The organism is Bradyrhizobium sp. 613_E4_N2_2, assembly GCF_052075995.1.
Taxonomy (GTDB): Bacteria; Pseudomonadota; Alphaproteobacteria; order Rhizobiales; family Xanthobacteraceae; genus Bradyrhizobium; species Bradyrhizobium barranii.
Genome location: NZ_CP197234.1, coordinates 8,607,745 through 8,632,991, shown reverse-complemented (window position 1 = coordinate 8,632,991; position 25,247 = coordinate 8,607,745). Strand labels below are relative to the sequence as shown.

The following is a 25,247-nucleotide window of genomic DNA, read 5'->3' as shown; positions in this document are numbered from 1 at the left end:
GCGAAACGCTCCCAAAGATAATACGGGTGTGCGCCTTCCATGTCCGCGGGCCGCCACCCGCAGGTGAAAACTGCGTAAGTAGAAGGCGATAGTTTTGTCTACGGCAGAAGTTCGAGAGGCTGCAGGAAGAGGGATGCTACGCCACTCAAGTCGGTCGATCCGACGCGATAGTGATTGCACTCAGTCCTGCTCATTAAGGCCGAGCCGTGCGATCTCCGCCTCGATTGCTAGTCCTGAAACGCGGCAACCGTGCGGGGACGAGCGCGAGTTCATCATGACGTGGAGAGCAGGTCGACTTTCAACGGCCAGCCACGATATCAGGCGGGCGCAATGGTCTAAACCCCACGGCTTCCTCCCCCGTTGGTCCAAATGCTGGTTGCTGGATGGCGGCGCAATGGCCGCGCGCGCCGTTCCACCATTGGGTCGACGTCGATGGGGAATGGCTCCTGATCGCCGACTCGATCCGCGAGGCGGCGGGCCACCCCATCAAGCTTCACTCATGACCGAGGAGCTGGCGGAGCGCCACGGCGCGCAATGGAAACCGCTGGCGAGGGTGGTGCCCCTGGCCACGAGCGACGACGACTTCGGCGAGCTGGCCCGCTATCTTTCGGGCGATTCCTGCAGCACCTTCGAGCAGGACCCGCGGACCCATTGGAGTTGGCGCAGTGAGCAGACAGTTTACCGACGGGGAGATCGTTAAGCCGATCAAGGCGATCGCCGCCGAGGGGCGCCGCTGTTCCCGGCGAGCCTGCGCAAGCGTCTCGGCGGCGGCTCGACCCGGATTTCCGCGATCCTGAAGGAGTACGCTGCAGGCGCACAAGGCCCACTGGACCGGGCCGGACCGAATGGGCCGGTCCGGACCGGTCCGCTGGGTCTGGCGCCCGCGGTCGCGGAGGGCAGCGCCGGCCGGACGGCGGCCGATACCCCCTCTGCGGTGGCCATGGCGCCGACCCCGGCCCAAGTCGCGGGAGGGGATCGCGAGCCGAAGGGCGGTGTCGCCCAACTCCAAAGCGAGATCCGGGTGCTCAAGATCCTGCTCGAGTCGGAGCGCGACGCTCGCCGCGAGGAGGAGGCCCGGCACGCCCGGACCATCGAGGCCCTGCAGCGCGAGATCGAGTTCGCGAGCCGCGGCTGACCGCGGGGGACTCCCGGCCGTGCCGCGCAAGGCGCCGTCGCCGAGCCGCAGAACTGGCGAGTTTCAGGCACCATTAGCTCCACCATTTCGCGCACCAAGACGCGGATGGTGCGCTAACCCTCTGAAAGGCTGTCCTTTTCTATGGCGCGATTCCGCTTTCGGATCCTTTCACGAAGATCAGGTGCACACGGATGCGCGAGGGCCTCCATTGACTCCGCTAGGTTTTTTCAACGTCTACAATGGTCTGCGGCGGTCCGATGTCGTCCGGTTTCGTCCATTTCTGACACCATTTAGCGCACCATGCCTGCAACCATCACCTCTACCCCGATACCGATTTCTCGCCTGCCTTTTTTGAGCCTTAATTCGTTCAAAGGAAGTGTTGATGTATAATACAACCTTAGATTAGAAGTGTGATGTGGCGGCCAGAGCCCATGCGGACGCGCGAAAACCGTCCGAATGGAAGACCGCGGCCGGGGTTTTGCGTTGGTGGGGGCGGGGTCAGGAGCGTCTAGACCGCGGCGGGCGGCGGCATCGGCAGGCCGCCGAAGGTCCGCCGCTTGCCGCGGCGTCCGTCGAGGTGGCGCTGGATGAGGGACGCGAAGGCCGGGAAGTCGAGCGGGTAGTGGTAGTCGAGCCGCAGCCGCCTCCAGAGCGGCGCCCAGCTCCGCGTCGGCGCGGCGACGAATTCGCGCAAGGCCAGCGCCTGCGCGGCGTACCGTTCGGCCGGGCTCGGCGGCGGCGCCAACGCCAGGTGGAAAAGACCGTTGTCCAGATCGAACACCCGCAGCGTCAGTTGGGTCGGCGACAGGCGGAAGAGCTTGTGCGCCGCCTTGCGTGTGATCTTGCGTTCGCGCAGCAGTCGCCGGACGAACGGGAAATGGTCGGCGAGCATCCGCCGGCGGAACGGTTCGAAATGCCTGCGCGAGGAAGGCCAGGCCGTCGCCGCGATGTCGTCGAGCCGCCGCCGCTCGTCCTCGGTCGGAGGGACCCGACGCGTTGAAGGAGTGGGGCGCGGCCGATGCCTACGGACGGTGGGCGGCGCGGCGCCGGCGCGCCGGGCATCGAGCCGCATCTTGAACGAAACGTCGCAGCAACCGGTGAGCGCCACCATCCACTTGATGCTGACGCCGTCCGCCAAAGCTTCCTCGATGTCAGAGCCGAACTTCGCGAACAAGTCGTCGAGCCGGTCACCGCGCTCGTTGCGGCCCCTCCGCCAGACGTCGGAGAGGGCCTTCGTGAGTGGGTGATCGTCGGCCAGCCGCCTGCCGGCCTTCGTCCGGCCGGTGGCGTGGGCCACCGGCGGCAGAGTCGTGTCGGCGCCGCGCAGGATCGTCGCGGCGCGGTGCGGTCTGGTCAGGAAGCCGATGCGGCCGCCGAAGGGATCGGCGACCTCCACCAGCGGACGCAGTATCTCGCCGGTCTCCGGCACCGGCTGCTCCCGCGTCGGACGGATCCTCCAGTACTTGCGGTAGGCACCTTGGCCGGCCTTGGCGAGGTTGGCGCGGTGGTATTCGAGCAGCAATTTCTGCAGGTTGCGCTGGGCGCCGAGTCGCCAGCCGAGTTGCTCCAGGAACTGCTTGACGGACTGCGGCGCCGGTGCGCCGAACTCCGACGGAAGCAGAGCGTCACCCTTGTCGGTCGGGCACACCTCGATCCAGTCGTCCAGCACGGCCTTCAGCGCGGGCGTCACCGGGAGTGCGAGGGGGCGGCGCTGCACCTCGACGCGGATGATCGCGGCATCGGCGTCGTAGTCGTCCTTCGTCATGCGCGCAAGCACGACCGATGCGATGCCCGCGAGCGCCGGCATCGCGACCATTAGCGCCCCGCGGCGGGCGAAGCGACGCCGCGCTTCCGGATCGTTGACGAAGCGCGGATCGTCGTGGAATTCGGCCCGGATCATCGCCGTGACGTCGTCGTCGCGCAGCGGATCGCGGCCGAACAGCGGAAGTCCGGCCGCGATCTCTGGTGCGAGCCTGTCCTTAGGCCGCCGCGGCATAGACCTCCTCGCGGTCCCGGAGCGCGAACTTGCGCAGGCGCCAGAGGTTGAGGTCGTCGGGCCGGAACGGCTTCAGGTCCCTGGCGAACCACTTGCCGTGGAGATGCCGGTAGGTCGTGATCAGCGTGGTGAAGTTGGTGCTGAAGGCCTGCTCGACGTCCTGCACCGGCATGTTGGCCCTGGAGACGAGCGTGACGCCCGTGTGCTTCAGCGCGTGTGCGTTCACTTTCGGGATTCCGGCGGCGGCGCAGACCTCGGCCAGCAGCGTGTCCATGCGCTTTTCGGCGAGCTGGTAGCCGTTCTCGTCGTGCAGGACGTGCACGTAGCGGTCCTTCGGATTGCCCAGCTCCTTGCGCGCGGCCATGTCCTCCTCGAACCAGGCCTCGACGAGCGTGCGGAGAGAGCCGATGAGATCGCTGGGCAGGCGCGACTTGTTGGTGACGCGCGCCTGCGGTCCCTGGCGCTGGATCTCGCCGGCTTTCACGTCGATGTGGCCGAACTCGCTGTCCATGCCCCAGAGCAGCGTGCGGATGTTGTTCTTGCGCGTGCCGCCGTAGACGTAGATCAGGATGAAGCGCAGCACGCAGGCGTACTTCTTCGCCATGTCGTGCCGTCCGGCGATGCGACCGGCGTCGTCCAGCGCGTAACCGCGGCAGAAGCGGATCAGCTTCCAGAGCTGCCAGAAGCTCAGCCACCGCACCGGCTTACGGCGGAACTTGAGCCGCTTGAACGTCCTGGTCGGCAGGAAGTACTTCTCGCAGAACTTCCTGATGACCAGGAAGAAGCTGTCGACGTGGCCGTCGGCCGTCGCCGGATCCGTGGTGCGCGGATTCGGATTGTCGGGTGACTGCGACTTGATCTGCTGCTGGATCCGGAACAGCACGTAGGTCTCGGCGATGTTGCCGGGCAGTTCTGAGAAGCGCGTGTCGGCCAGCGCCGGGCACTCCTCGAGCTGGGCGCAGTCTCCGAGCAGCCGCCTGTAGGGCGCCGTGATCTCCGGATCCTGGCTCATGCCGGGATCCATGTCGGTCAGGATCTCCCTGAAGACCTGGCGCATCGTCTTGTTGGGGGCCTGGAGCTTGCCCAGCGTCTCGCGCGCCAGCTTCTTCTTCCAGCGCCGCAGGAAGATCTTCGCGCCGCGGTGCTCCTCCGCCTCCTCGCCCTCGCGGAGCACGATCCCGGTGGTGGTGTACTTGCCGAGGAAGACGATGCGCGCCATACGGCGTCCCGGCGTGCCGCTCTTGCGGCCGCGCGGCGCCCGGTCCGTCAATCGCGGCGCCTCCGTCGGCCGCCCCAACGCCGGCCGCATGTTCCACAACGCGGCGAGTTCGACCATCGTCCCGGCGGCGCGGATGTCGATGCCTTCGTCGATCAGCTGCTCGGCCATCTCCAGCGTGACGTCGGTGTCGTGCGTGATGACGTCGGCCGCCTTGGCGCGCCGCTTGGGCGCCAGCGGCTCCCACGGCTTGAGGTCGATCGGTTTCGGTCGGGCCTTCGCGGGCAGGACGACGGCGGGCGGATTGGCGCGCGCGCGCGTCCGCGCCTTCCGCGGCGGCGGCAGCGGCTCGACCGGCGCGGCGGGGAACGCGTCGTCCTTCCAGTCGCGTTTCATCGGCGCGCTCCCCGCGTCGCGGCCCAGGTGCGCGCGATGCGGGCCTGCACCGCGCCCATGCGCGACGTCAGCGCCCGGTAGAGCGGGACGTCGCTGCACACCATGCCTTCGAACGTCGGGCGCAGCAGCTCGTCCTTGTGCGCGCTGAGCTCGAGGAATTCGTCGACGTCGCGCTCCAGCGCGTCGCCGGGCAGTCTCGCTGCCAGCCTGTCGGCCAGCGCGACGCCGGCGCGGGCGGCGCGCTTCTCCTCGTAGAGGCGCTGCCGCATCGACATCCGCGCCAGCGTGCCCTGGACGTCGCGCGGACCCGAATAGGTGCGCAGCATGCGGTTGTTGGGCCGCTTCATGAAGTCGAAGCCCGGCTGGAAGGCGGGATCGGGGGCGAACAGGATCGTGTCTTCGCCGTCCGGCTTCGGCGTGACGTCGACCGGCTCGCACTTGAGCGGCCGCCAGATCGCGTGGAATTCGCAGGTGATGAACAGCGGGCCCTCCCACACGATCCAGCCGAACACCTCGTCGCCGCCCTGCCGCGCGATCTCGCGCGCGACATTGAAGCAGCAGCGGCCGGGCTCCGCGCCCGCCGGCGCGCGGACCGGAACGGGCACCGGCGGCATGGCGCCGAAGCCGGTGCAGAACGCGTCGATGACGGGCCGCGCCGCCTCCGGCGTGGTCTGGAACAGCGGCGAACGGACCGGATGCGGGGGCGCCGTGACGGCCATGGTCGACATGAGGTCGCTCCTACTTCTTGCCGTCGGCGGTGCCGAACAGCGCGGCGTCGTAGCGCAGCAGCGGGCCCGTGACGCGGTGGAGGCGGCTTATCCCCGCCGTCGACAGGGGGTGGCCGGAGCGGCCGGTCCGGCCGCCGGAGAGGAGCAGGCCGAGCGCATGGGCGACGACCCGGACCTGCTCCGGCCGGGCCTGGACGCGCCAGGCCTCGAAGGCCCGCCGCAGCCGCGAGATCTCCTCGCGGGTCAGGAAATTCGACCGGCCCCGCGGGCCACCCGTGGCGGTCTCGTTCGCACTGTCTTCCATCGCTCGCTCCTCGCTCTTTCGCAATTCATTCGAGTAAAACACCGATGTAATTCCGGAGTCAATCCATCTGGCTAAGAAAATTTGTATAACAAAATCAGTGGTTAATTCGCGTTAACTGGAGGTCAAGGCACCGCCTTCCGAAATCAAAATTGACATCATCAGAATTTTACTGCATTCAAGGATTCGATTTCAAGGACTCGTCTACCGGGCTCCAAGGATTCGCTTTTCTCGTTTCAAGGACTCGTTTGGAGGTCTCCATGCTCACGTCGCACAGGCTCGCCGAGATGCTCGCCGGGGTGCTGGGCCTGCCGCCCGAGACGGTCAGGCAGCACCTCAGGAATCTGCAGGCGGCCGAGCGCAGTCTGATCAGCGCCAAGGGACGCGGCAGGGGCGCGGCGGCCATGACCCCGCTCGACGCCGCGAGGCTCCTGCTCGCGGCGGCCGGGGCCGACTTCGTGAAGGACTCGGTGGCCGCCCTGGATGCGTTCGGGGATCTGCATCCGATCGGCCGCCGCGACCCGGGCGGGGCGACGGCCCTCGTCAGCCAACTGGCCGCCCTGCTGACCCGGCTGGCGACCGAGACGGACGAGGGGCCGCCGCCCGGCGAGCGCCCGAGCAATCTCGGGCTCTCGCTGATCTCGGTCGCGAGCGTCGATCCCGCGAGATATCCCCGCGTGGCCATCCTCAGGTGGGGCCGGACCGGCTCGGGGGCCGTGAGCTTCGCCACCGCCGGATGGGAGCAGCCCGTGATTTCGGTCGCCGACTACGCCGCGCGGATGCAGCATGCCGGACTGATCCGCGAGCGGCATGTCACCCGCTTCGCCATGGAGAGGATCGCCCGGGCGCTCTGAGCCCCGGAGTCGGGACTCGGGCGGCTCCGGCCGAGTCACTTCGCGAAGCGGTCCAGGTATCGCCGCTGCATCTCCGCGATCGATCCGGACCGGGCGGGGGCAGGCTCCGCCGCGGGGACATCCGAGGGGGGCGAGGTGCAGGCCAACATGCGCTCCAGCGCCGCCCTGCAGGTCAGGATCTTGCCGGCGACGCGCACGATGTCGAGTTGACGATCCCGCACCGCCGTTCTGAGTGACGTCACCGTGAGAGGACCGTCGGGCCACATCAGGTGTGCGGCCTCGTCCAGAGTCATGATTTCGACCGCGCTCCACTGGTCTGGCGAGGGCCGCTTCTCCACCCTCGGCGGAAGCGCGCGCGGCATCCTCGGATCGCGCTTGGTCATCGTGGCCTCCGTCTCTGTTCAAGCCGGCGCGATCCCAGTGCCGCGCCGACGACCCAGGCCGCCCGGCGCCGGCGGTCGGCCGCCGGACCGCCGGCCGTGCTTCGAATCCAAGAAATTTCGGGATCAGAAATTTTAAACGGGTTTTCCCTTGAGATCGAAAAAAACTCGATTCCAAGGATTCGATTTTGGAAACCGAATTTTTTGAGAAAGATGAATCCTTAAAAAACACTCGGGCGGTGGGGCCGGGCGCGGCCGGGCCCGGATGCCGGCGGCCGGGGTCGCCAGCGCCGCAGCCGCCGCCGGCCGGCGGCACCGCGGGCGGCCCGCCAGGCCAGCCTCCGCACGCTCACGGCGCCAGCCACACGGCCTTCGCGCTGACGGGCACCCATTTGCCCGGGGTGTGGGCACCGCAGAGCGCCTTCGCGGCGATCGAAGTCGAGGGAAAGGCCACGGCGACGATCAGCCGCCGCCGGTCGGCGACGCCGGGGATCTCGGACAGGACCCCGGCGCTGAAGAGCTGCTCGCGGCGCGTCCGCGTGATGGCATCGACGGAGCCGTTGGTCTGGGACCTAACCTCCGACAACGCGGCCACGATGAAGCGATCGCCGGCCCAATAGGCGCGCGCCCAGAGACCGAGGTAGCGTAATTCGAACTCCTCGGCGCCCAGGGGCGTCGTGGAGACGCCGACGGTCATCGGGCCGCTGTCGGCGGTATCCGGGCAGTCCTCCGCTGCATCTTGCGGTCCAACGGGCGGTCCATCGACGGGCTGGAAGATGCCGCAGCCGGCATCCCGCAGCAGCCGCAGCGCGTCCGCGTAGATGCGGTCGTGCGTGGATTCATCGGCCGCTGTCATTCGGGGCTCGACCGGATTGAGCCCCTTCGCGACCGAGACGGCGCCGCAGTCGACGGCCTGTCTCGTCAGCCTGAACTGGAAATCCAGCGCGAGGCTCTTGTCGAAAGTCGAGCCGTCGCAGCCGCTCACGACGAAGGCGTCGCGGGCGAAAGTCTTCGAAGGGTCGGCGGAGTGGTCGGCCAGGCGGCGCGAGACGCGGGCGCTTTCGCCGACATAGGCGGTTCGGCCGTCCGTCATGATGTAGGTGCCCGGCGCCGCCAGCAGGCCTGAGGCCGAGACGGCGGCGAGCTCGAGCATGGGAAAGGCGTGGACCACGACGCGGCTCGCGCGGTCGCAGACCAATCGGTAGCCCGAGAGGTCGCCATGCGGACGGTGGATGATGGTGGTGCTCGGGGGCGAGGATTTCGTCATGTTGCTCCGGTGGGTCGGTGGTGGTTGAGTTATCTTCGGCGCGGCACGGACAGGCGCGCCCGAACGGTCCCCGTCGAGCATGAAGGCCGCGCTATCTGGGCAGGCGGGAATGCTTGGCGAAGATCCGGCGAACCTCGTCTCCGGACAGATGCCGCCGCTCGACGAGGGCGGTGGCGATGGCATCGAGCGCCGCGCGATGACTGCGGACGATCTCGACCGCCCTCGCATGTAGCGTTGCGAGATCACGGTCGACCGCCGCTCTCAGCTTCGGGTCGAACCGAAGCGCTTGCGTGGCGGACGCTGGATCGCCCAGATAGGCCAGCCCATCGCCGAGGCCCATCGAAACGCGAAGAGCCGCGACGGCCTCCGTCGATCTCGCCAAATCGCTGGATTCGCCGCCACCCGCGTTCGCGGAACAGTTGCCGTCGTAGATGACGACCTCCGCCGCGCGACCGCCGAGCTGAGCGACCACGCGGTTTTCGATGGTCGCGCGGGTCTCGATCTGGGTGTGCTGGCGCATCACCGTGCGCCCCAACGCGCCGTGGTCGCCCCCGATATCGACGGCGACGACTTCATCGACCGCGAGCGCGATGGCGGTCACCACGTGTCCGGCTTCGTGCTCGGCGATCCGTCTCAAAGTGGGGGCGTCGAGGTCGATGCGCGGCGCGAGCGCCTCCACGAGATCGTCGTAGGTGAGCGCCCGCTTTGCCGCGCGGGCGGCGCTCCTGGCGGTCTTGACGGCACCGGCGATTTCGGCCGGACTCCGCCCGAGACCGAGCTGGCCGATCGGGGCGAGATCGACTCCGGCGAGCTCGCCGGCCAGATGGTGTCGGGCGATCGATACGATGCCTTCCGGGCCCGGCGCCGCGAAATGAATCACGCGGTCGAGCCGGCCGGGCCTGGTCAACGCGGCGTCGACGCGATCGGGATAGTTGGTGGCGCCCCAGACGAACACTCCGGGGCGATCGCCGCCGACCGCGGAATCAAGGAGGGTCAAGAACTCCGCCACGACAGGCGTCCACCATGACGACGAACTACCGCTACTTCTACCTAAAGTTGTACGCGACGGCAATGCATCTAATTCATCCCATAGAATCGCACAGGGGGCACTGGCTTCGGCTTTGGCGAAGGTGTCACGGACAGCCTTGATAACGGAGTCCAAATATCCCGCAGAAGTTGCAAAAGTTTCAGCTATCGATGTAGAGATGAGCGGAATTCCGAGATGGGCGCACAGGACGCGGCAGTAGTAGGTCTTGCCGAGCCCCGGAGGACCCGCGAACAGGGCGTTCGCCCCGATGTCACGCCACGCCAAGCCCGAGTTTTTCTGATATTCAGAAAAATCCCTGCCGAGAGCGAGACCCCAGTCGCGGGCGCGCCCATATTCGATCGCGTCCACCAGGAGCGGCAGGCGGTCCGTGCGCGGCGAGGAAAGACGCAGCGCCGTGCGATCGAGGCGTTCGGCGATCTCCGCCGGTTTCGAGCCGCCTCGGAAAGCGGAAACGATGTCATGGAGATCGAGGTGGCCGAGCTTTTCGATCCCCGCCGGCGCCGTCGCCACCTTGGTGAACCGCGCAATCGCGCGGCCGACGATATCGGAGTCGATCTTCAGCTCGATGGTGAGGTCGGCGGCGGCGACGAGCGCGCGGGGAAGCGTCGCGATCGACGGCGCGATGCCGACCACCATGCGTCCCTTCCCGAGATGGCCCGCGACCTCGCCGTTGCCGACCTCCGCCTTGTGCCCCGACCTGTTGCTGCCGTCGCGCGCGAAGACGTGGGCGCGCGCGTTCAGGCGTTCCATAGCCGCTTCAACCGGCGCGACCCAGGCGGCGGCCGGAACGCGGATCACCACGGCGAGCGCCTCCGTGCCCGCAAGACGCGTCCGCATGTCTTCGGTCAGCGCCGCGTCCATCGCCGCGTCCACGACGCAGCGGGTCGGGTCCGGGCCCCACCGCCGCGCAACGCGGTTTCCCGTTTCTTCGGATTCCGGCATATCGGAGTCCGTCTCGTCGAGGACCGCACGGCCCGCGGCACCTTTGGCCGCGGAATCCGCTTCGTGCTCGCTTTCGCTCATGAATCGCTCCTGACGATGTGGTCGGCCCGAAACCGTCGATGAGATCGAGAGGGGTGCCACCCCTTCGGGCGAGCGACGCGACGGCCTCGACCCGGCCAGCCCGAGCCCCGAACGCAGGTGCAAAGCTCTTCCAAGCGCATGGGATCGATAGGCGACCACTGCTGCGCCCCGACGTCATCGGCCCCGTGGCGTTGGAGGAGCGAGCGACGCAGGGCCGCCGTCGAGCGACGACTGGACGCGCGATATTGGGAGGCAGGCGCCGGCAAAGGGGAACGCTCGGCGACATTTCGCCGAAGCGACCGCGAATCCTTCGTTGACGCAGTTCGAATTAAAACCGACGACCCGTGCCGGCGTTCGAATAAGGCCGGCGTCCGCCGCCGGTCACCGGCGAGCATCGCCGGGGCCGGGGAGAACGACGGCAGGCCGCCGAAAGGGGCGCGGGTCTAGGTGCCGTAGCGGACGTGGGCGCTCTTGGCCGAGAAGCCGACGCACACGATGGCGCGGTCGTCGAGCGGCGAGCGCAGGTCGAGGGCGACGCTGCCCTCGCACGCGAGCGCGTAGATCACCTGCACCACCTCGCGGCTGGTGTCCGTCAAGCCCTTCAAGGCGCGAACGGGGACAGGGCCTTCGGACTCGAGGGTTTCGAGGACCTGCGCACGGTCGGCGGCATGGATATTGATCCCGGCGTGACGCCAGACCTCGCGCGCGGACGTGAAGAGGGGCTCACGACGGACATCGGCGTCGCCGACGGCGAGGAGACCCGAGCAGTGCTCGTCGAATCCCACCTGCAGCACAGCCTCGCCGTCGGGATCCTCCGCCGAGCGGGTGTCGACGAAGTCCACGGCGAAGCGGCCGTCATCGCGGTCCAGGACGAGAGCATCGACACGTACCAGGCGATCGAACAGGGTGCTGGTGGGGTGGTACTCGATGCGGCGGACGCCGGGATCCAGGGTCGACTGGATCATGAAGTCGCGCCGGATGGCGTTCCGGACCGGGATCGCGCGCGTGGCCTTGAAGCTGACGAACAATGAAGTCGGATTTTTCTGCATCTATCCTCGCTGGAATCACGTCGTAAAGAAGCAAGCGGCCGTCGCGCAAAATGCCGCGCGAACGACCGCCCGCTGACGGCGGGGGATCGAGTATCGGGGAAAAGTCTCTGAGCGAGCGGTGCTTAGATCACAAATCGGCCGAAAAGTCAACAAAAAAGCACGTAACAGATATCCACTAGATATCTGGTAGATATCTAGTGGATATCTATAAAACGTCAACGGCCATCAACAAGTTTGCCGAGAATGCCCTCTAGCGGCGACGGCCAGCACTGGTATCCTGCCCGCGATCCAGAAGGATGCGGGAAGCATGAAGGCAGCCAAGAAGAAAGCCAGGAAGAAAACGAAGGAGCCGACCAGAACCGATGGCCGCAAGGCGATGCTCGTCTACATGCTCCCCGAACTTATCGAAGCCGTCAAAGACGAGGCCGAGGTCGGCCATGAGAAGGCCTGGCAGTTCGTGGAACGGGCAGTCAGAAAGGCTCTGAAATCGAAGAGGCTGTGATGTCGTCGATTGGCAGCGGGCGAGGGCCCGGTCGCCGACGATTCAGCGCCGAATACGGCCGTCAGAAACGGGCACGCCGCAACAAAGGCGGGCAAAGCGCCAATCGTCAGTTGCGGACGCCTCTGCTAGATTGACGGAATTGCCTTGGAAGGGACCTGAGCGTGCATTCGGAGCGGACGGTGGGATTAGAGGAAGAAGCGGCTGGCGAACTGGCGCGCCTTCTCCGGTCCGCTATGCCTGCGGCGACGAAGAAGCGCATCACTCGAAGGGAGATCTTCGACGGTCTCGATCCGGCTCATGCCGGCACGAAGGGCGGCAAGCCGTGGGCCTTGATGCAGGGCGACGCGCTGGCCTGCCTGCGGAAGCTTCCGGACGCGATCGCCGACTGCACGGTCACCTCCCCGCCTTACTATTGGCAGCGCGACTATGAAGTCGAAGGCCAGCTTGGTCAGGAGGACACCGTCGACGACTACGTCGTGACCATGCAGCGGGTGTTCGCCGAGGTCCGGAGGGTGCTCAAGCCCAAGGGGCTGCTCTTCCTCAATCTCGGCGACACCTACTACTCCGGGAAGGGCCAGCCGATGGGCGGCGACCGGAAGCAGGTCTGGCGTAACGTCGCGCGGAAGAAGTATCGCGCCGTCGACCGACCCGGGCTCGGCTTCCCGAAGAAGTCGCTGATCGGAATACCGTGGAGGGTCGCCCTCGCGCTGCAGTCCGACGGGTGGATCGTGCGGTCCGCAGTCCGCTGGCACAAGCCGAAGGGCCTAGCCGAACCCAGCGCAACCGATCGGCCGTGGAATGCATCCGAGACGGTCTTCATCCTGGCCAAGACCAGAGACTACTACTTCGACCGCAAGGGCCTGGACGGCGAGGAGGACATCTGGAGCATCTCGGCGAGGCCTTCGAAGAAGGAGTACCGCCACGCGGCACCCTTTCCGGAGCCGCTAGTTGAGCGCTGCCTCGCCTGCGGCTGCCGGAAGGGCGGTCTCGTCCTGGACCCGTTCGTCGGTTCGGGGACGGCCGCCAAGGTCGCGCTCGACCTGGGCTCTCCGGCGATCGGCATCGACCTGAACCCCGAATATCTCAAGCTCGCGGCCGCCCGGATCCGCTCGATCAGGGCTGCGAATAAGTGACCCATGTCCAAGCTGGCCCGCGAGCTTAACGCCATCCATGATCGGCTGATCGCCGGCCGGCCGACCGCAACGCTCGAACTGTTCGAGGCCGCCCTCGATCCCCTGATAGGCTTTCTGAGGCGCGAACTAAGGTTGACCGAGGAGGACGCCTACGACCGGGCCGTCGACGCCATCATGACACACGTTCACAAGCCTGGGATCTTCGACGCCTCGAAGAGCTCGCTCTGGACCTTCCTGTGTCTCGTCGCGCAGCGGAGGGCGCAGGATTTCACGCGAAAGGGCAAGCGGCGCGGCAAGCTCGAAGAAAAATACAAGGCGGGAATCGAAGATTGGGGAGTCCAGGCGAACAACCTCAATGAAAAGGTCGAAATCGCAATGGATGCGGAGACCATCATGAGGCTGCACGGTCAGACAATCGCGAAGAACGGTATGGAACGGAAGGTCCTCGATCTCCTTCTCGAAGAGGAGAAGGAGGTCGCGGTCTACGCCGCCGCCATGGAACTCGGCGCCGACGAAGACACCGCGGCCGAGGTCAAGCGCGTCCAGGATCGGATCAAGCTGCGGCTCAAAAAGGTGGGCAATGAGCTCTGACGGTCGCCCCCATCTGGAAAGGGCCGCGATGCTCGCAGCCCGGTCCTCCAAATTGATCGCCAGCGTGTTCGCGCCGTGGGAGCGCGCGTTCGGACAGACGGCGGCCGAGCATCTCGGCGCCGACGGCCGAAGCATCGCGAAGCTGGCGCTCTGCTTGCGACCTGATCCGGACAATTGGGCCGCCGACGTCGCGGAAGTGGCCGCCGCCTGCGGCATAGACGAAGGGCGCCTGTCCGCCTTCCTGCGCCAGGCCGCCAGCGTCGAGCGCATGGCGTCGGCGCCGCCGGTCGAAGACATCGTCGACGGGCGGCTGATGGCGGCGCGCGACCGCAACGAAGACGACGAATGAGCGGGCTCGGCCGCAGGATTGACGAGGCGGCCGCCTCATTCTGGGCGCTCGCCGGCGGCCGCTCGCGCTACGGCAGGCCGGTGGACCTGGAGCGCGCCGTCGCCGTGGCGCTGCCCCTGGGCGTCGTCAAGCTGCCGAGGTTATCGTCGGGCAAGGTCGCGGAGGTGATCGCCAGGATCGGCGCCACGCCGTGGTCGGTCGCGATCGACCGGCCGCTGCGCGCCTGTCTCGTTGCCGACGTCGGCGTCGGCCTAGTCTTCGTCGACGGAGCGGATCCGGAGGACGAGCAGCGCTTCTCGCTGGCGCACGAGGTCGCGCACTTCCTGCTGCACTATCTCGAACCGCGCGAGCGGGTGATGCGGACCTTCGGAGCCGGCATGATCCAGGTGCTGGACCGGTCCCGCGCCCCGACGACGGGGGAACGGTTCTCGTCGGCGATGTCCGGGCTGTCGCTGGAGCCGTTTCGGCACGCCATGGATCGCGATTCGTCGGGTGCCGCCGCGCATCACCGGACCGAATCGATCGAGGGCGAGGCCGACGACCTGGCCTTCGAACTGGTCGCCCCGGCCGGCGAAAGGGCTGATCTGAAAGAATTTTCGGGGGAATCCTTGGCTTCTGCCTTCGGTCTGCCCACATGGACTGGCGGGTTCCTGCTACCATCGCGAGTAGAGTCGGACGGCGTCGTCAGTCTTTTCAGAAAAAAATCTTCATAAGAAAATCGAACTCAGCGCTTCCCGGCCGAAGGATTGGATAAGAGGCCAAAGAAGGACGAAGCGCATGATCAATCCGGCGGCGGCCGGACGCCCGATGGGCGGACCGGAGCGCAGTGCGGACGACGCATCGGGGGCGGAGGACGATCTCGACCAACAGGCCGAGGACTTTGACCGTGAGTTGCGACAGACCGTCGACGAGGCGTTGAACGTCGCAAGCTGGACCGCCGGCGACAACATGGGCGAGCTGGAGGAACGCCTCGAGCGCGAAGTCCGAGCCGCCACTATCTACGAAGCCGGAAAGGCGCAAGCCGTCCTCGACATCGTGCGCAACAACATCGCGGACAACTCGAACGCATCCAAGGAATCGGGCATTTTCGACGTCACGCCCGAGCAGATCTCCCAGACCCTCAAGACCATCCTTTTCAACGGTCTGGTCGAGGCCTGCGACGGCACCCGCGTCACATACGACACGCTCCCGATCTCGGTGATCCAGATCGGCATTTGCATGACGAGCTATCTCGACGACGGATCGCCGACCTCCATCGGCCATCGCCTCTTCCGCCACGACATGGTCCGCCGCAACGGCAACGCCGAGGAGGAGATCCTAGCGTTCATGACCCAGCGCGCCCGCGCAAGCAATCCCGACGAGAACGGCGAAGTCGCCGGAATCTCCGACATGCTGGTGCGGGCCATCATGGGACACGGCGAACGTTATCTGTTGACGGAGCGCTCGAAGAAGCCTTGGCGCATGGGCCACGGCACGCCGATGCCGTACGAAATGATGACCGGCTCCGGATCCGGACGCATCATCGAACTGACGCTCGACCTGCTGCCCAAGCTGCTCGGTGACCACAAGCGCTTCGTCTTTGTGCCGAGCGAGACCTCGGACAAGGCCATCAGGACCATCGCCAACGCACTGAAGCCGCTGCAGTACGCGGTGCTGACGGATACCAAGTACATCGTCGATGCGTACCTGCGTGGCAGCTACCGCGGCAAATACGCGAAGTTCAAGCCGACGCTGTTCGACTTTCGCGACGACATCGCCTCGAAGGTGCTGATCGGCGTCTACAAGGCGAGCCGCTTCAGTCCGGGCAGCATTTTCTTCGGTCACGAAGACCACATCCACGAAGCCGCTCTGATCGCAATGGCTGACAGCGCGCTGCAGGAGCACCGCGGCTTTCCCAACCTAATCGACATCGCCGATCGCCTCTGCAAGGGCACGTTCGATCCGAGCGGCATCGCCGCCGGCGTGAATTCCGTATTCGCCTCGCAAGGCGAGCCGTTCCGCTATCTTCTCGAGCGCTCGACGCGCGCATGACAACGAGGTCCGACATGAGCAACGACAAGGTTTCCGCCGCCACCCTCCGCCTCGCCGCCACCGCCGACGAAAACGGCGGAGCATACCTCGAACCCGAGGCCTATCGCGGCTCGAACGGGCGCACGATGTTCGACCGGCCAAACGCAAAGGACGGCACCGTGACCATTCTCGTCCCCGAGGACGAGATCGGCAACCTTCCGCGGCAGTCGCTGGTGAAGATCCGAAGCTTCGACCGCCGCTCCAAGGAAGTCGACGGCGACTATGTCGGCATGGTCGTGGCCGGCCCGTTCGCCGAGCCCGACGCGATGGATGCCGACGCGCCCACGCTGAAGCTGCCGGCCGTGCACGGTGCCGTGCTCACGCCGCGTTTCCACGGCGTCGCCGACGTGGATATCCTCGGCCTCGAAGCCAAGGCAGGCGGCAAGACGGTGGTGATCCCGGCGCCGCGGCGTCCCGCCCCCAACAGCCCGGTCTTCCTGCTCGAGAAAGACCGCGTCCAGCAGGTGCTCGGCCTGGTCGTGGAGGTGGAGAACAAGCCGATCCGCCTCGGTCTGATGAACGGCACCGCCGATATCGAAGTCCTCGTCCCCGCCGCCCAGAAGTCGGTGCTGCCGCGCCATGTCGGCGTACTCGGCACGACCGGCGGCGGCAAGAGCACCACCGTCTCCGGAATGGCACTTCGGCTCGCGAAACAAGGCAACGCCGTGGTCATCTTCGATACGGAAGGCGAATACGCCGCCATGTGCAAGCCGACGGAGGATCCGGGCATGCAGCGCGCCCTCGCCGAGCGAGGCCTCTCCGCGGAGGGCGCCGGCGACACCGCGCTCTACGTCCTCGACGGCTGCGATCCGGCGTACGACGACCATCCGAACAAGAAGCTGTACAAGCTCGACTTCGCCGACATCTCCATCGGCGTGTTGACCGAACTGCTGGACATCCCCGAAGCGCAGCAGAGCCGTCTCTCGGACGCCTACGACATCTGCAAGACGGTCATGGAGCGGGTGGAAATCTATCCGGCGAAGGGCAATCGTGAGGAGCAGCAGCGGGCGCTCGAGATCGACGAGCTCGAGACCGGCTGGCCGCGCATGACGCTCGAGATGCTGATCGACGTGGTCAGCGCAGCTATCGCCCACACTCAGAAGCTGACAGAGTTCGGCCTTCCGCCCCAGGCGTTCGGCGGAAGCGAAGACGTGGTGTTCAAGGCCGTCAAGGAGAAGAACATCGAGAGCAACAAGTATTCGTGGCTCGGCCTGAACAAGAAGCTGTGGAAGCTGAAGCGCGCCAAGTTGTTCGCCTCGGGCCCCCGCTCGAAGATCAACGTCCAGGAAATGCTGACACCGGGACGCATTTCCATCATCGATCTGCACGACATGGACGCCCCCTATCTCCGCAACATCGTGATCGCGCAGATCCTGCGCCGTATCCAATCGTGCCAGGAATCCAAATACGCGGCGCGCCAATCCAGCGCCGAAGCCGCGCCCATGACGCCGGTCAATATCTTCATCGAGGAGGCGCACGAATTCCTGTCCGACCGACGCATCCGGCAGATGCCGAACCTCTTCGAGCAGGTGGTCCGGATCGCACGCCGCGGCCGCAAGCGTCATCTGGGTCTCGTCTTCATCACGCAGTTGCCGGGCCACCTGCCCGATGAAGTGCTCGGTCTGATCAACAATTGGGTGCTCCACAAGATCGGCGATGCGAACGTCGTACAGCGGTTGAGGAAGATCCTGTCGGGCGTCGACGACGGAACGTGGTCGTCCCTGTCGAACCTGCCGTCGGGCCATGCGCTGGCCTCGTTCACGCACATGACGCGGCCGGTCACCGTCACCGTCGACCCAACGCCCTGCAAGCTGCTGATGGTCGACTGAGAGCACAGGAGATCGCGGTACCACGCCGGGGTCCATCCCAATGTTCAACTACAAGGTACTAATATATGAACGATAAACCTAAAGGAAATGGCGGCAACCGTGGCCGCAACGTGATCGTCTACTCGGACGGCACCGGTCAGGCTGGCGGCTTCCGCTTCGACGAGACCCGCTCGAACGTTTACAAAATGTTCAGGGCAACCCGCTGTGGCCCGGACTCGAGCATCAATCCGCGCGAACAGGTCGCGTTCTACGACCCAGGTCTCGGATCGCAGGCGGACGGCGCCAACATCTTCGGCAAGGCGCTGCGCTGGATCCACAACACGGTCGCGCAAGCGACCGGTTTCGGCATCACGCGCAACCTGATCGACTGCTACGCCGCGCTGATCCAGTTGTGGCGCCCCGGCGACCGCATCTTCCTAGTCGGGTTCTCGCGCGGCGCCTACACCGTGCGCTGCCTCTGCGGCATCGTCGCACGCTGCGGGATACCTACGCATGCCGCCGACAAGCCCGGCGTGCCGATTGAGCTCGACGACGCGTCCGCCCGCAGGCTTGCCGCAGAGGCGGTGAAGCACGTCTACCAGTTCACCGAGCCGCGCAAGATCGACAAGGCGACGCCGCGCCAGAAATTTCTGCTCGCGACGCGCGAGCGCATCGCGCGGCGATTCCGAAAGCGATACGGCTCGGCCGAGCCCGCAGCGCCCGAAAATGCGAACGTCTATCCTTACTTAGTCGGGGTGTTCGACACCGTCGCGGCGCTCGGCAATTGGCCGACGTTTCTGTTGTTCTCAACCATCTTCGTGGTCGGGGTCACCGTGTTCGCCGGCGTGATTCAGGCCCTGGTCGACTTCTTGCCGGCGGGCGGCTTTTTCGCGCACTTCACGTTCGGCAACGTGTTCTTCGGAATGATTGCGCTCGCGGCACTGACCGCGGTCGCGGTTTACGTCTACACCCACTTGAAGCGGGACTTCACGGTCGACGGCTACGGTTGGAAGGACAAGCTGCGGACCATCCACTTCAACGAACTCTGGATGCAGTTCTACGACACCGAACTCAGCGCGCAGGTGAGCTACGCCAGGCATGCGATCTCGATCGACGAGAACAGGAAGGACTTCGCGCGCGTCGGCTGGTCCAGCCCGCGCGGCGCCGGCAAGGACGCCAACGGCATCCAATGGTTCGAGCAGGTCTGGTTCGCCGGCAACCACTCAGACATCGGCGGCAGCTATCCTGAGAACGAGTCCAGACTCTCGGATATCGCGCTCGATTGGATGGCGCGCTGGGCCGCAGCCGTGCCGGACGGGCTGAAGTTCGACCGGAGCGTGCTGAAGGTCTGGCCGCATCCAGAGGGGGCGCAGCACGACGAGGTCGCCGCGGGCTTCTCTTCCATCCCGCGCTGGACCGGCATCACCTGGACCGAGAAGAACCGCGATCTGTCCGACGAAGGTCTCCACGGCATCATGCACGCCAGCGTTTATCGCCGCTTCGACGGCGAGTCCGTGCGCCTGACCCACGGCTTCGGCGCCTACCGCCCTGCGTCGCTGCGCAGGCACGAAGACTTCGCGCGCTTCTGGGAGCCCGGCGCACCGTTCCCGGCGAATTCCTACGACGGTCAGAAAAACTTGGCCGGCGAACCGCCTGAATTTCCCGCCGAGGCGCGCACGCCGAATGAGGAGGCCTGATCCATGAAGTGCGAAGTCGAATTCGTCGCTGTCGGCGATAACAGCAAGGCCGGCGACGCCATCGTCATCCGGTATGGAGAGCCGCACGACTACAAGCTCATGCTCGTAGACGGCGGACATGGGGAGACCGGCGACCGCCTGGTGGCGCATCTGAGGAAGCAGTTCGGGCCCAGCGTCGTGCTCGAACACGTACTGCTCACGCACTCCGACGCTGATCATGCGTCCGGACTCCGTACCGTCCTCGAACAGATCCCTGTGCGCAACATGTGGCTTCACGTGCCGTGGTTTCTGGCTCGCGACGTAGTCCATCTCTTCGACGACAGCCGCTGGACCCAGGACGGTGTCGAGCGCGCGATCCGAAAGGAGTACGACATCATCGGCGAGATCGTGGACCTGGCCGTGGCGGCGGGTGCGCAGCTTCGCTACCCGTTCCAGGGAGATGATATCGGGCCGTTCCGAATTCTCTCGCCGAGCCGGCGCGCGTACCTGCATCTGTTGCCGCAGTTCGAGAAGACCCCGGCCCCGAACGAGGCGAAAATCAGGGGCGCCTCCATGTGGATCGGCAAGGCCTCGATCGTGCAGAAGATCGTCGAGGCCGCGCGGGCCAAGGTAGATTCCTGGATCACCGAGTCCTGGGCCTCGGAGCGCCTTCGAGATGGCGGCATCACCAGCGCAAGCAACGAGTCCAGCGTGGTGCTGTACGGTACTTTCGACGGAGGTCGGCGCTACCTCCTGACCGGCGATGCCGGCGTGAACGCGCTCACGTGGTCGGCGAACTACGCTGAGGCGATGGGCTTGCCGCTGCAGAACTTCACGTTCGTGCAGATTCCCCATCACGGCAGCCGGCGCAACGTCGGCCCGTCGATCCTGACGCGGCTGCTCGGGCCCGTACTTCCTGAGAATTCCCCCGGCAGCTTCTCCGCCTACGTCTCGGCGCCGAAGGACGACGAAAGCCATCCGCGGCGCATCGTGCTCAACGCCTTCAAGCGGCGCGGCGGCATCATCATCGCGACCCAGGGATCGAACAAGCTGCACATGGGCGGGTTCCCCGTCAGGGATGGTTACGGCGACGTCGATGCGCTTCCGTTCTACACCCGCGTGGAGGCGTACACGTGACGAAGCCGACTTCGCCGAAGTCCCTCAAGGACCAGAACAAGTGGCAGCTCTGGCTCGCGATCGCCGGCAATGCGGCCGCGGCCTACGCCGCCTCTCAATGGACCGACGTCGCGGCGACGGGGCTGCGCGGCCTGTTCGACGGCGTCCTCCACCTTCTGCCTGTGGGCCTCGCGGTGCTCGTCACGACCGTGGCGAACGCCATCGTCGGTCCCGACGCCAAGTATCGCTTGGTCTTCCTGCGTATGCATCACGCGCTGCCCGGTCATAGGGCCTTCACCGAGTACGGCCCTTGCGACCCCCGAGTTGACATGTCCAAAGTGAAGCGCCAGCTCGGCAACAAGCTGCCGCAGGATCCGGACGATCAGAACAAGGCCTGGTACCGGCTGTACAAGCAGGTCGAGAAGGCGCCGCCCGTGGAGAGCGTGCATCGGGATTTCTTGTTGCTGAGGGACTACACGGCGCTGTCGCTGCTGTTCGTCGTCGCGCTCGGCACAGTCGCGGGCTTCGCCGTGCGCCCCACGACCGTGCTGATCGGCTATCTCGGGTTCCTCGTCCTGCAGTTCGTGTTGGTTCGCCTGGCGGCCGCGAACTGCGGCAAGCGGTTCGTCACCACGGTGCTCGCCGAGCAGAGCGTGGCGACCCCGCCGCGGAATCGCGCGTCTAGATGAGCGGATTCGCCGAAGCGTCCCGCCCCCAATCGCTTGACCCGTTGGCGCACAACTCCTCCCAGTCCCTGTAGACCCGCTGGAGTTCGTCGACCATGAGCGCGAAGCCGCCATCGTCGCGGGCGCCGAGTTGCTGAACCCGCAGCATCATCTGGACCGCCTTTTCGAGCCAGAGCATCGAAAGCTGGATGGTACCGCGCCGCGTGCCGTCCGGATCGATCACCCTTTTCGGAAAGTGCGGCATCACCTCCTGCATGAATAGGACGTACAGCGACCGCATGAAGTGCCAGTCCGTGTTGTCCTTGGCGCAGCCGAACCGGATCCGCCGACGCGGACCGGAATAGTACAGGAATTCGCCGGTGGCGTTCGATATTAGGTGCGTCCGGACGAGCTGATTTAGATCCTCGCGTTTCCGGATACGGGGAATCCGTCGGTAGCGCGGGATCGTAGTCGCGTTGATGTACATTCCGAACGTTTCTTCGTTGATGCAGTTTTCCAGCCAGAAGCTCGATTGCGCGATGACGGTCGCCCCCGGGACATCGAACTGCTTCCAGTCCTGCCGCACCCGGTAGTCGGTCTTTTCCATGACCGCCATGACTTTGTCGGGTTCGTCGCTGAACGCCAGCATCTCCTTCGGGAACGGCATGCCGGCATAGTGGGACACGAAGCCGTCGAGGGACAGCGACAGGATGCGGAGATTGTTGATCTTGAGGAACATCCCCGCCTGGCTGGTTCGGAAGATCTGGTTGTCCATTCCGCCGAGGCCGAAGCCTTTCGTGTCGTCGTCGGGATCGATGCTCACGATCGCGACCCGGTCCTTGATCCCAATCCGCTGGTCGATCCTGAACTTCGGCGCGAATTCCTCCTTGTGCAGCATGTTGTAGCCGAGCCAGAGACCGACCCTCACCTTGTCGAGCCAATCGAGCAGCCAATAGCACTGCGACACCGCGAGCGACTTGCCGGTCATCAAAGCCTCGACCGCACGCTTCGCCGGCGCTTCCAGCGTCTTGCCATACCGCTCGTTGCAAGGCTTACAGGCCGGGAAGTGGAAGGTCGATGCCGGCCGGAGGACGTCGGCGCCCGTCACCGGATCGCTTTCGATCTTGATGACCCGGTTCGGATCGCCGGTCGCGCGCAGCATCCACATCGGCAAGACGTGTTCGCGTGATCGCGCGGCCTTGCCGACCGGTTTCCCGCAGAAGACACAATTCGTCCATCCGGGATCGTTCGGGGCATATCCCCGCTGCTTGCTTTCGGACATCGGCGAGGGGGATCCCCGGTCTTTTCTGCAGGTGGACTAGCGTCGGAAGAGATTGCGGATCCGCAGGCCTGCGTTCTTGGCTCTATAGATCAGGAAGTGCCAGCGTCCAACCAGAGCGTTCTTATCCGGTGGCCGCCTGTAGGGAGGCGCCAGCGTTCGGTCCTGCGACGCCCAATCGACCGCGTGATCGATGCGGTATTGCCAGTCCTTCGCGACGGCGAACAGACGGGCGTAGTAATATTCGACGACGGCGAGGTTGATGCTCGGCCAATCCTTCAGATGCTGATCGTACTTGATCGACTCCGGATATCTGAACGTCTGGCCGGCCGGGTCGACCTCTTCGATATGTCCAATCACCTCTTCGAAGAGCGCGGCATCTTCGGCGGCATGGTCGATGGCCTTCAACAGCTTCTTGGCCTTCTTCCAGTTCCGGAGCAGCGAGTGGCCGGCCTGGTACTGCCGGCCGGTCCCCTGCACCCTACTCAGGTCGGCGATTATGTACTTGACGTAGAGTTCGACGGCGTGCCGGAAATTGAAACAGATCGGATACACCAGGACGTCGATGGTCGCGCCCGAGACTTTCTCATCGGCAAGAAGCAGCCGGGTGCCTTCGAAATACCCCCAGGCGTAATCGTAGAGGTCGTAGGGACCGCCATTGTTGCCGACGCACGCGTTGAGGCGCGAAAGGTCGTTCTGAAGACCTCTGAAGAGGTCGTTCTGCTTGAAAGCCGGAACCATGGAGCCTCCCGGGACGGAAACGCCACCATAGCAAGTCCGCGGGATCCGGGTCGACGGCCCGCATGGAATCATGATTCCTGGACTCCCAGAGCCGCTGCGAGACCGCTGTCAGGCTTTCTGATTCTGCCGCATGGCATCTAGCCGGAAGCGATCGCCGAAGTGCTTGAGGAAGTCGGCGACACCGGGCCGAATGTTCCTAGGGGATTAGAAGTGCTTGGACGATCGACACCGGCCCCGCCACCTACTAAACGTCCCGAGCCGGGACGCAACGCCCGAGCACGGAAAAGCCCATGGCCGACGACAGAAATCTTTGCTTGCGATGCATTCAGGAAGGGCCGTTGCGGGATTGGCTCGAGGGTGTCGGCGTCGAAGGGGATTGCGATTTCGATGACGACCACACGTCGGTGCCCTGCGTGAGCGTTGACGAGTTCGCCGAAGAAGCGGACCGATGGTTTCAGGCGAACTACCAGCCTGGCGGTGAGACGCTCGAAGTCGATCCGGATCCCGATAGCGACAGGGTCTACCACGGCACCGAGGGACAGCCATACGAAGAGATTTTCGCCGAGGAGCTCGGCTCGTCCGACGATGTCCTCGATGCAGTGATCGCCGCACTGCCCGACGCTTCCCACTACGAAATCGCGCAAGGCGGAGAGGCCTACTACACCGATGCGCACAACTTCGAATCGATCGCAGCCGCCCATGCGCGGGAGAAGGCCGACCAAGACGAGTATTGGTTCGCGAACAGGTATGCCTTCGAGTGGAAGGATTTCTGCGAACAGGTGCAATTCTCTTCCCGCTTTTTCGGCATCAAGGAGAAGTTGGACGAACTATTCGGAAAGCCGGAGGAATACGGCGAGGGGCCGGTGAGGCCGCTGTACGATTTGGCCGCGGGTCAGGTCATTTTTCGCGCGCGGCTTATGGACGGCAACCTGACCGAAGACGATCTCCAGGTTAACGGTGCGGCGCTTTTGGGCCCACCGCCATCCGCCCGAACGCAGGGCGGCCGGATGAATGTGGAGTTCATTCCCGTATTCTATGCGGCCTTCGCCGCTGCGACCGCAATCGCCGAACTAAGACCGGGCATCGGAGATTCGATCGCGATCGGGAGGTTCACGACCCACCTACCGCTCAAGATCTTCGATTTTACGGTGTTCGATCAGCGCGCGGCCGATCGCGGGCGCTTCTACGATCACAGTCGCTACGACTTCATCACGCAGATGCAGGACGAGATAAGTAGGCCGGTTCGGCCTCACGAACGGCAGCGAGAATACATCGCGACGCAGATCGTGGCGGAATACCTGAAATCCTATTTCGGTTGCGACGCGGTCATCTACAAGTCGTCGATGCAGCGGGATGGCGCACAAGACAATCGCAATATCGTCATCCTGCATCGGAAAGCGTTCGTCGGAACGGAGGATCCCAGCGTAGTGTCTTACGTCGATTGGTCGCTGCAGGAAGTGACCGACGTGCGGTATTCGACCGTGGACGGCAACCCGTTCTAGAGCGCCGGCCAAGGTGAAGCGGGAGGAACAAGAGGAAAACCTCAGCCCGCGCAAATCGGAATCCCTGCCTTGTGCTAACGGGCCCGGAAAGGTGAGGGACCAAAGGATTCGCCCCTCATAGGAAGCATATTCGATGCTGATCACGAAGGAACGGCCGCCTCCGACGCGCACACTGCGGGGATGGGCCATCTCTGTTCTGTATGAAGCCGGCTCGATCCGCGAGTGCGAGGAGCACGCTTGGATGCAGGATCGCGCGGATCCGCACGCGCGCGAGAGGGCAATTGAGATTGCCCGCCAGGATCCGCCGGTCGGGCCTGCCCGACGGAAAGCTATCGCCGCGATCGAAGAGGTTCTTGACGGTATCGGTGATACGTGTCCCGAGTGCCCACCGGATTAGCGGCGACCTACCGAAGCTTCCGACT

Annotated in this window: 25 protein-coding genes; 15 read left to right on the top strand and 10 right to left on the bottom strand. The window is 65.3% G+C overall.

All coding sequences use genetic code 11. The features are described 5' to 3' along the window. Positions 1-499 precede the first annotated feature (499 nt). Positions 500-700: a hypothetical protein gene (locus AB7290_RS41100; protein ID WP_354102074.1), complete on the top strand. Its 201-nt coding sequence runs from the start codon at positions 500-502 to the stop codon at positions 698-700. 240 nt (positions 701-940) lie between these two features. Further along, positions 941-1,135 (top strand): hypothetical protein, encoded by a 195-nt coding sequence (locus AB7290_RS41095; RefSeq protein ID WP_354102075.1) that lies wholly within the window; start codon positions 941-943, stop codon positions 1,133-1,135. 508 nt (positions 1,136-1,643) lie between these two features. On the opposite strand, the gene AB7290_RS41090 is transcribed toward AB7290_RS41095, so the two are convergent. Genes AB7290_RS41090 through AB7290_RS41075 form a run of 4 tightly spaced genes read right to left on the bottom strand, consistent with a single transcriptional unit; the run spans position 1,644 to position 5,817 of the window. Continuing rightward, positions 1,644-3,131, bottom strand: a complete 1,488-nt coding sequence (locus AB7290_RS41090) for a hypothetical protein (protein ID WP_354102076.1) — start codon at positions 3,129-3,131, stop codon at positions 1,644-1,646. Further along, entirely contained in the window at positions 3,115-4,743 is a 1,629-nt protein-coding gene (locus AB7290_RS41085; RefSeq protein WP_354102077.1) for a hypothetical protein, read from the bottom strand. The genes AB7290_RS41090 and AB7290_RS41085 overlap by 17 nt, the downstream gene beginning before the upstream one ends. Further along, a complete protein-coding gene (locus AB7290_RS41080) occupies positions 4,740-5,471 on the bottom strand; it encodes a hypothetical protein (RefSeq protein WP_354102078.1) in 732 nt (243 codons plus the stop codon). Before AB7290_RS41080 ends, AB7290_RS41085 begins: the two co-directional genes overlap by 4 nt. A gap of 10 nt (positions 5,472-5,481) precedes the next feature. Continuing rightward, on the bottom strand, positions 5,482-5,817 hold the full coding sequence (locus AB7290_RS41075) for a hypothetical protein (RefSeq protein WP_354102079.1): 336 nt from the start codon (positions 5,815-5,817) through the stop codon (positions 5,482-5,484). A gap of 215 nt (positions 5,818-6,032) precedes the next feature. Between AB7290_RS41075 and AB7290_RS41070 the strand changes: the two genes are divergently transcribed. After that, a complete protein-coding gene (locus tag AB7290_RS41070) occupies positions 6,033-6,626 on the top strand; it encodes a hypothetical protein (protein WP_354102080.1) in 594 nt (197 codons plus the stop codon). Positions 6,627-6,661: 35 nt separating this feature from the next. Here the strand turns inward: AB7290_RS41070 and AB7290_RS41065 are convergent, their stop codons facing one another. The 4 genes from AB7290_RS41065 to AB7290_RS41050 form a co-directional block, all read right to left on the bottom strand. Continuing rightward, the gene (locus AB7290_RS41065; protein ID WP_354102081.1) at positions 6,662-7,009 is read right to left on the bottom strand and encodes a hypothetical protein; all 348 of its coding nucleotides are present in this window, start codon (positions 7,007-7,009) and stop codon (positions 6,662-6,664) included. A gap of 346 nt (positions 7,010-7,355) precedes the next feature. Next, positions 7,356-8,273 carry a hypothetical protein gene (locus AB7290_RS41060; protein ID WP_354102082.1) on the bottom strand — a complete coding sequence of 306 codons (918 nt, stop codon included), beginning with the start codon at positions 8,271-8,273 and terminating at the stop codon, positions 7,356-7,358. A gap of 91 nt (positions 8,274-8,364) precedes the next feature. After that, positions 8,365-10,344 (bottom strand): AAA family ATPase, encoded by a 1,980-nt coding sequence (locus AB7290_RS41055; protein ID WP_354102083.1) that lies wholly within the window; start codon positions 10,342-10,344, stop codon positions 8,365-8,367. Between the two features lie 443 nt (positions 10,345-10,787). After that, positions 10,788-11,393, bottom strand: coding sequence for a hypothetical protein (locus tag AB7290_RS41050; protein WP_354102084.1), 606 nt, complete (start codon positions 11,391-11,393; stop codon positions 10,788-10,790). A gap of 307 nt (positions 11,394-11,700) precedes the next feature. Here AB7290_RS41050 and AB7290_RS41045 point away from each other — a divergent pair, with 307 nt between their 5' ends. The 10 genes from AB7290_RS41045 (at position 11,701) to AB7290_RS41000 (ending at position 21,327) form a co-directional block, all read left to right on the top strand. Next, positions 11,701-11,895 (top strand): hypothetical protein, encoded by a 195-nt coding sequence (locus AB7290_RS41045; protein ID WP_354102085.1) that lies wholly within the window; start codon positions 11,701-11,703, stop codon positions 11,893-11,895. 233 nt (positions 11,896-12,128) lie between these two features. Beyond that, a complete protein-coding gene (locus tag AB7290_RS41040) occupies positions 12,129-13,028 on the top strand; it encodes a DNA-methyltransferase (RefSeq protein WP_354102086.1) in 900 nt (299 codons plus the stop codon). Between the two features lie 3 nt (positions 13,029-13,031). Then, on the top strand, positions 13,032-13,619 hold the full coding sequence (locus tag AB7290_RS41035) for a hypothetical protein (RefSeq protein ID WP_354102087.1): 588 nt from the start codon (positions 13,032-13,034) through the stop codon (positions 13,617-13,619). Between the two features lie 28 nt (positions 13,620-13,647). Next, on the top strand, positions 13,648-13,968 hold the full coding sequence (locus AB7290_RS41030; protein ID WP_354102088.1) for a hypothetical protein: 321 nt from the start codon (positions 13,648-13,650) through the stop codon (positions 13,966-13,968). Beyond that, entirely contained in the window at positions 13,965-14,681 is a 717-nt protein-coding gene (locus AB7290_RS41025) for an ImmA/IrrE family metallo-endopeptidase (protein ID WP_354102089.1), read from the top strand. Before AB7290_RS41030 ends, AB7290_RS41025 begins: the two co-directional genes overlap by 4 nt. 64 nt (positions 14,682-14,745) lie before the next feature. Beyond that, entirely contained in the window at positions 14,746-15,999 is a 1,254-nt protein-coding gene (locus AB7290_RS41020; protein ID WP_354102090.1) for a hypothetical protein, read from the top strand. Between the two features lie 14 nt (positions 16,000-16,013). Then, positions 16,014-17,867, top strand: coding sequence for an ATP-binding protein (locus tag AB7290_RS41015; RefSeq protein WP_441254434.1), 1,854 nt, complete (start codon positions 16,014-16,016; stop codon positions 17,865-17,867). A 65-nt stretch (positions 17,868-17,932) separates the two neighbouring features. Continuing rightward, positions 17,933-19,543 (top strand): phospholipase effector Tle1 domain-containing protein, encoded by a 1,611-nt coding sequence (locus AB7290_RS41010; RefSeq protein WP_441254432.1) that lies wholly within the window; start codon positions 17,933-17,935, stop codon positions 19,541-19,543. A 3-nt stretch (positions 19,544-19,546) separates the two neighbouring features. Continuing rightward, positions 19,547-20,659 (top strand): MBL fold metallo-hydrolase, encoded by a 1,113-nt coding sequence (locus tag AB7290_RS41005; RefSeq protein ID WP_354102093.1) that lies wholly within the window; start codon positions 19,547-19,549, stop codon positions 20,657-20,659. Next, entirely contained in the window at positions 20,656-21,327 is a 672-nt protein-coding gene (locus AB7290_RS41000; RefSeq protein WP_354102094.1) for a hypothetical protein, read from the top strand. Before AB7290_RS41005 ends, AB7290_RS41000 begins: the two co-directional genes overlap by 4 nt. Here the strand turns inward: AB7290_RS41000 and AB7290_RS40995 are convergent. After that, positions 21,320-22,477 carry a hypothetical protein gene (locus tag AB7290_RS40995; RefSeq protein WP_441254430.1) on the bottom strand — a complete coding sequence of 386 codons (1,158 nt, stop codon included), beginning with the start codon at positions 22,475-22,477 and terminating at the stop codon, positions 21,320-21,322. The two genes, AB7290_RS41000 and AB7290_RS40995, sit on opposite strands and share 8 nt — an antisense overlap. A 144-nt stretch (positions 22,478-22,621) precedes the next feature. Then, positions 22,622-23,323 carry a hypothetical protein gene (locus AB7290_RS40990; protein ID WP_354102096.1) on the bottom strand — a complete coding sequence of 234 codons (702 nt, stop codon included), beginning with the start codon at positions 23,321-23,323 and terminating at the stop codon, positions 22,622-22,624. A 290-nt stretch (positions 23,324-23,613) separates the two neighbouring features. Here AB7290_RS40990 and AB7290_RS40985 point away from each other — a divergent pair, with 290 nt between their 5' ends. Both AB7290_RS40985 and AB7290_RS40980 read left to right on the top strand, forming a co-directional pair. Beyond that, positions 23,614-24,825, top strand: a complete 1,212-nt coding sequence (locus AB7290_RS40985; protein WP_441254428.1) for an RES family NAD+ phosphorylase — start codon at positions 23,614-23,616, stop codon at positions 24,823-24,825. A 133-nt stretch (positions 24,826-24,958) separates the two neighbouring features. Next, a complete protein-coding gene (locus AB7290_RS40980) occupies positions 24,959-25,222 on the top strand; it encodes a hypothetical protein (protein ID WP_354102098.1) in 264 nt (87 codons plus the stop codon). Positions 25,223-25,247 lie beyond the last annotated feature (25 nt).

Coding starts and splice junctions, on each gene's coding strand:
- AB7290_RS41100 (WP_354102074.1), top strand. CDS start 500: ATGACCGAGGAGCTGGCGGAGCGCCACGGCGCGCAATGGAAACCGCTG.
- AB7290_RS41095 (WP_354102075.1), top strand. CDS start 941: ATGGCGCCGACCCCGGCCCAAGTCGCGGGAGGGGATCGCGAGCCGAAG.
- AB7290_RS41090 (WP_354102076.1), bottom strand. CDS start 3,131: ATGCCGCGGCGGCCTAAGGACAGGCTCGCACCAGAGATCGCGGCCGGA.
- AB7290_RS41085 (WP_354102077.1), bottom strand. CDS start 4,743: ATGAAACGCGACTGGAAGGACGACGCGTTCCCCGCCGCGCCGGTCGAG.
- AB7290_RS41080 (WP_354102078.1), bottom strand. CDS start 5,471: ATGTCGACCATGGCCGTCACGGCGCCCCCGCATCCGGTCCGTTCGCCG.
- AB7290_RS41070 (WP_354102080.1), top strand. CDS start 6,033: ATGCTCACGTCGCACAGGCTCGCCGAGATGCTCGCCGGGGTGCTGGGC.
- AB7290_RS41065 (WP_354102081.1), bottom strand. CDS start 7,009: ATGACCAAGCGCGATCCGAGGATGCCGCGCGCGCTTCCGCCGAGGGTG.
- AB7290_RS41060 (WP_354102082.1), bottom strand. CDS start 8,273: ATGACGAAATCCTCGCCCCCGAGCACCACCATCATCCACCGTCCGCAT.
- AB7290_RS41055 (WP_354102083.1), bottom strand. CDS start 10,344: ATGAGCGAAAGCGAGCACGAAGCGGATTCCGCGGCCAAAGGTGCCGCG.
- AB7290_RS41050 (WP_354102084.1), bottom strand. CDS start 11,393: ATGCAGAAAAATCCGACTTCATTGTTCGTCAGCTTCAAGGCCACGCGC.
- AB7290_RS41045 (WP_354102085.1), top strand. CDS start 11,701: ATGAAGGCAGCCAAGAAGAAAGCCAGGAAGAAAACGAAGGAGCCGACC.
- AB7290_RS41040 (WP_354102086.1), top strand. CDS start 12,129: ATGCCTGCGGCGACGAAGAAGCGCATCACTCGAAGGGAGATCTTCGAC.
- AB7290_RS41035 (WP_354102087.1), top strand. CDS start 13,032: ATGTCCAAGCTGGCCCGCGAGCTTAACGCCATCCATGATCGGCTGATC.
- AB7290_RS41030 (WP_354102088.1), top strand. CDS start 13,648: ATGCTCGCAGCCCGGTCCTCCAAATTGATCGCCAGCGTGTTCGCGCCG.
- AB7290_RS41025 (WP_354102089.1), top strand. CDS start 13,965: ATGAGCGGGCTCGGCCGCAGGATTGACGAGGCGGCCGCCTCATTCTGG.
- AB7290_RS41020 (WP_354102090.1), top strand. CDS start 14,746: ATGATCAATCCGGCGGCGGCCGGACGCCCGATGGGCGGACCGGAGCGC.
- AB7290_RS41015 (WP_441254434.1), top strand. CDS start 16,014: ATGAGCAACGACAAGGTTTCCGCCGCCACCCTCCGCCTCGCCGCCACC.
- AB7290_RS41010 (WP_441254432.1), top strand. CDS start 17,933: ATGAACGATAAACCTAAAGGAAATGGCGGCAACCGTGGCCGCAACGTG.
- AB7290_RS41005 (WP_354102093.1), top strand. CDS start 19,547: ATGAAGTGCGAAGTCGAATTCGTCGCTGTCGGCGATAACAGCAAGGCC.
- AB7290_RS40990 (WP_354102096.1), bottom strand. CDS start 23,323: ATGGTTCCGGCTTTCAAGCAGAACGACCTCTTCAGAGGTCTTCAGAAC.
- AB7290_RS40985 (WP_441254428.1), top strand. CDS start 23,614: ATGGCCGACGACAGAAATCTTTGCTTGCGATGCATTCAGGAAGGGCCG.
- AB7290_RS40980 (WP_354102098.1), top strand. CDS start 24,959: ATGCTGATCACGAAGGAACGGCCGCCTCCGACGCGCACACTGCGGGGA.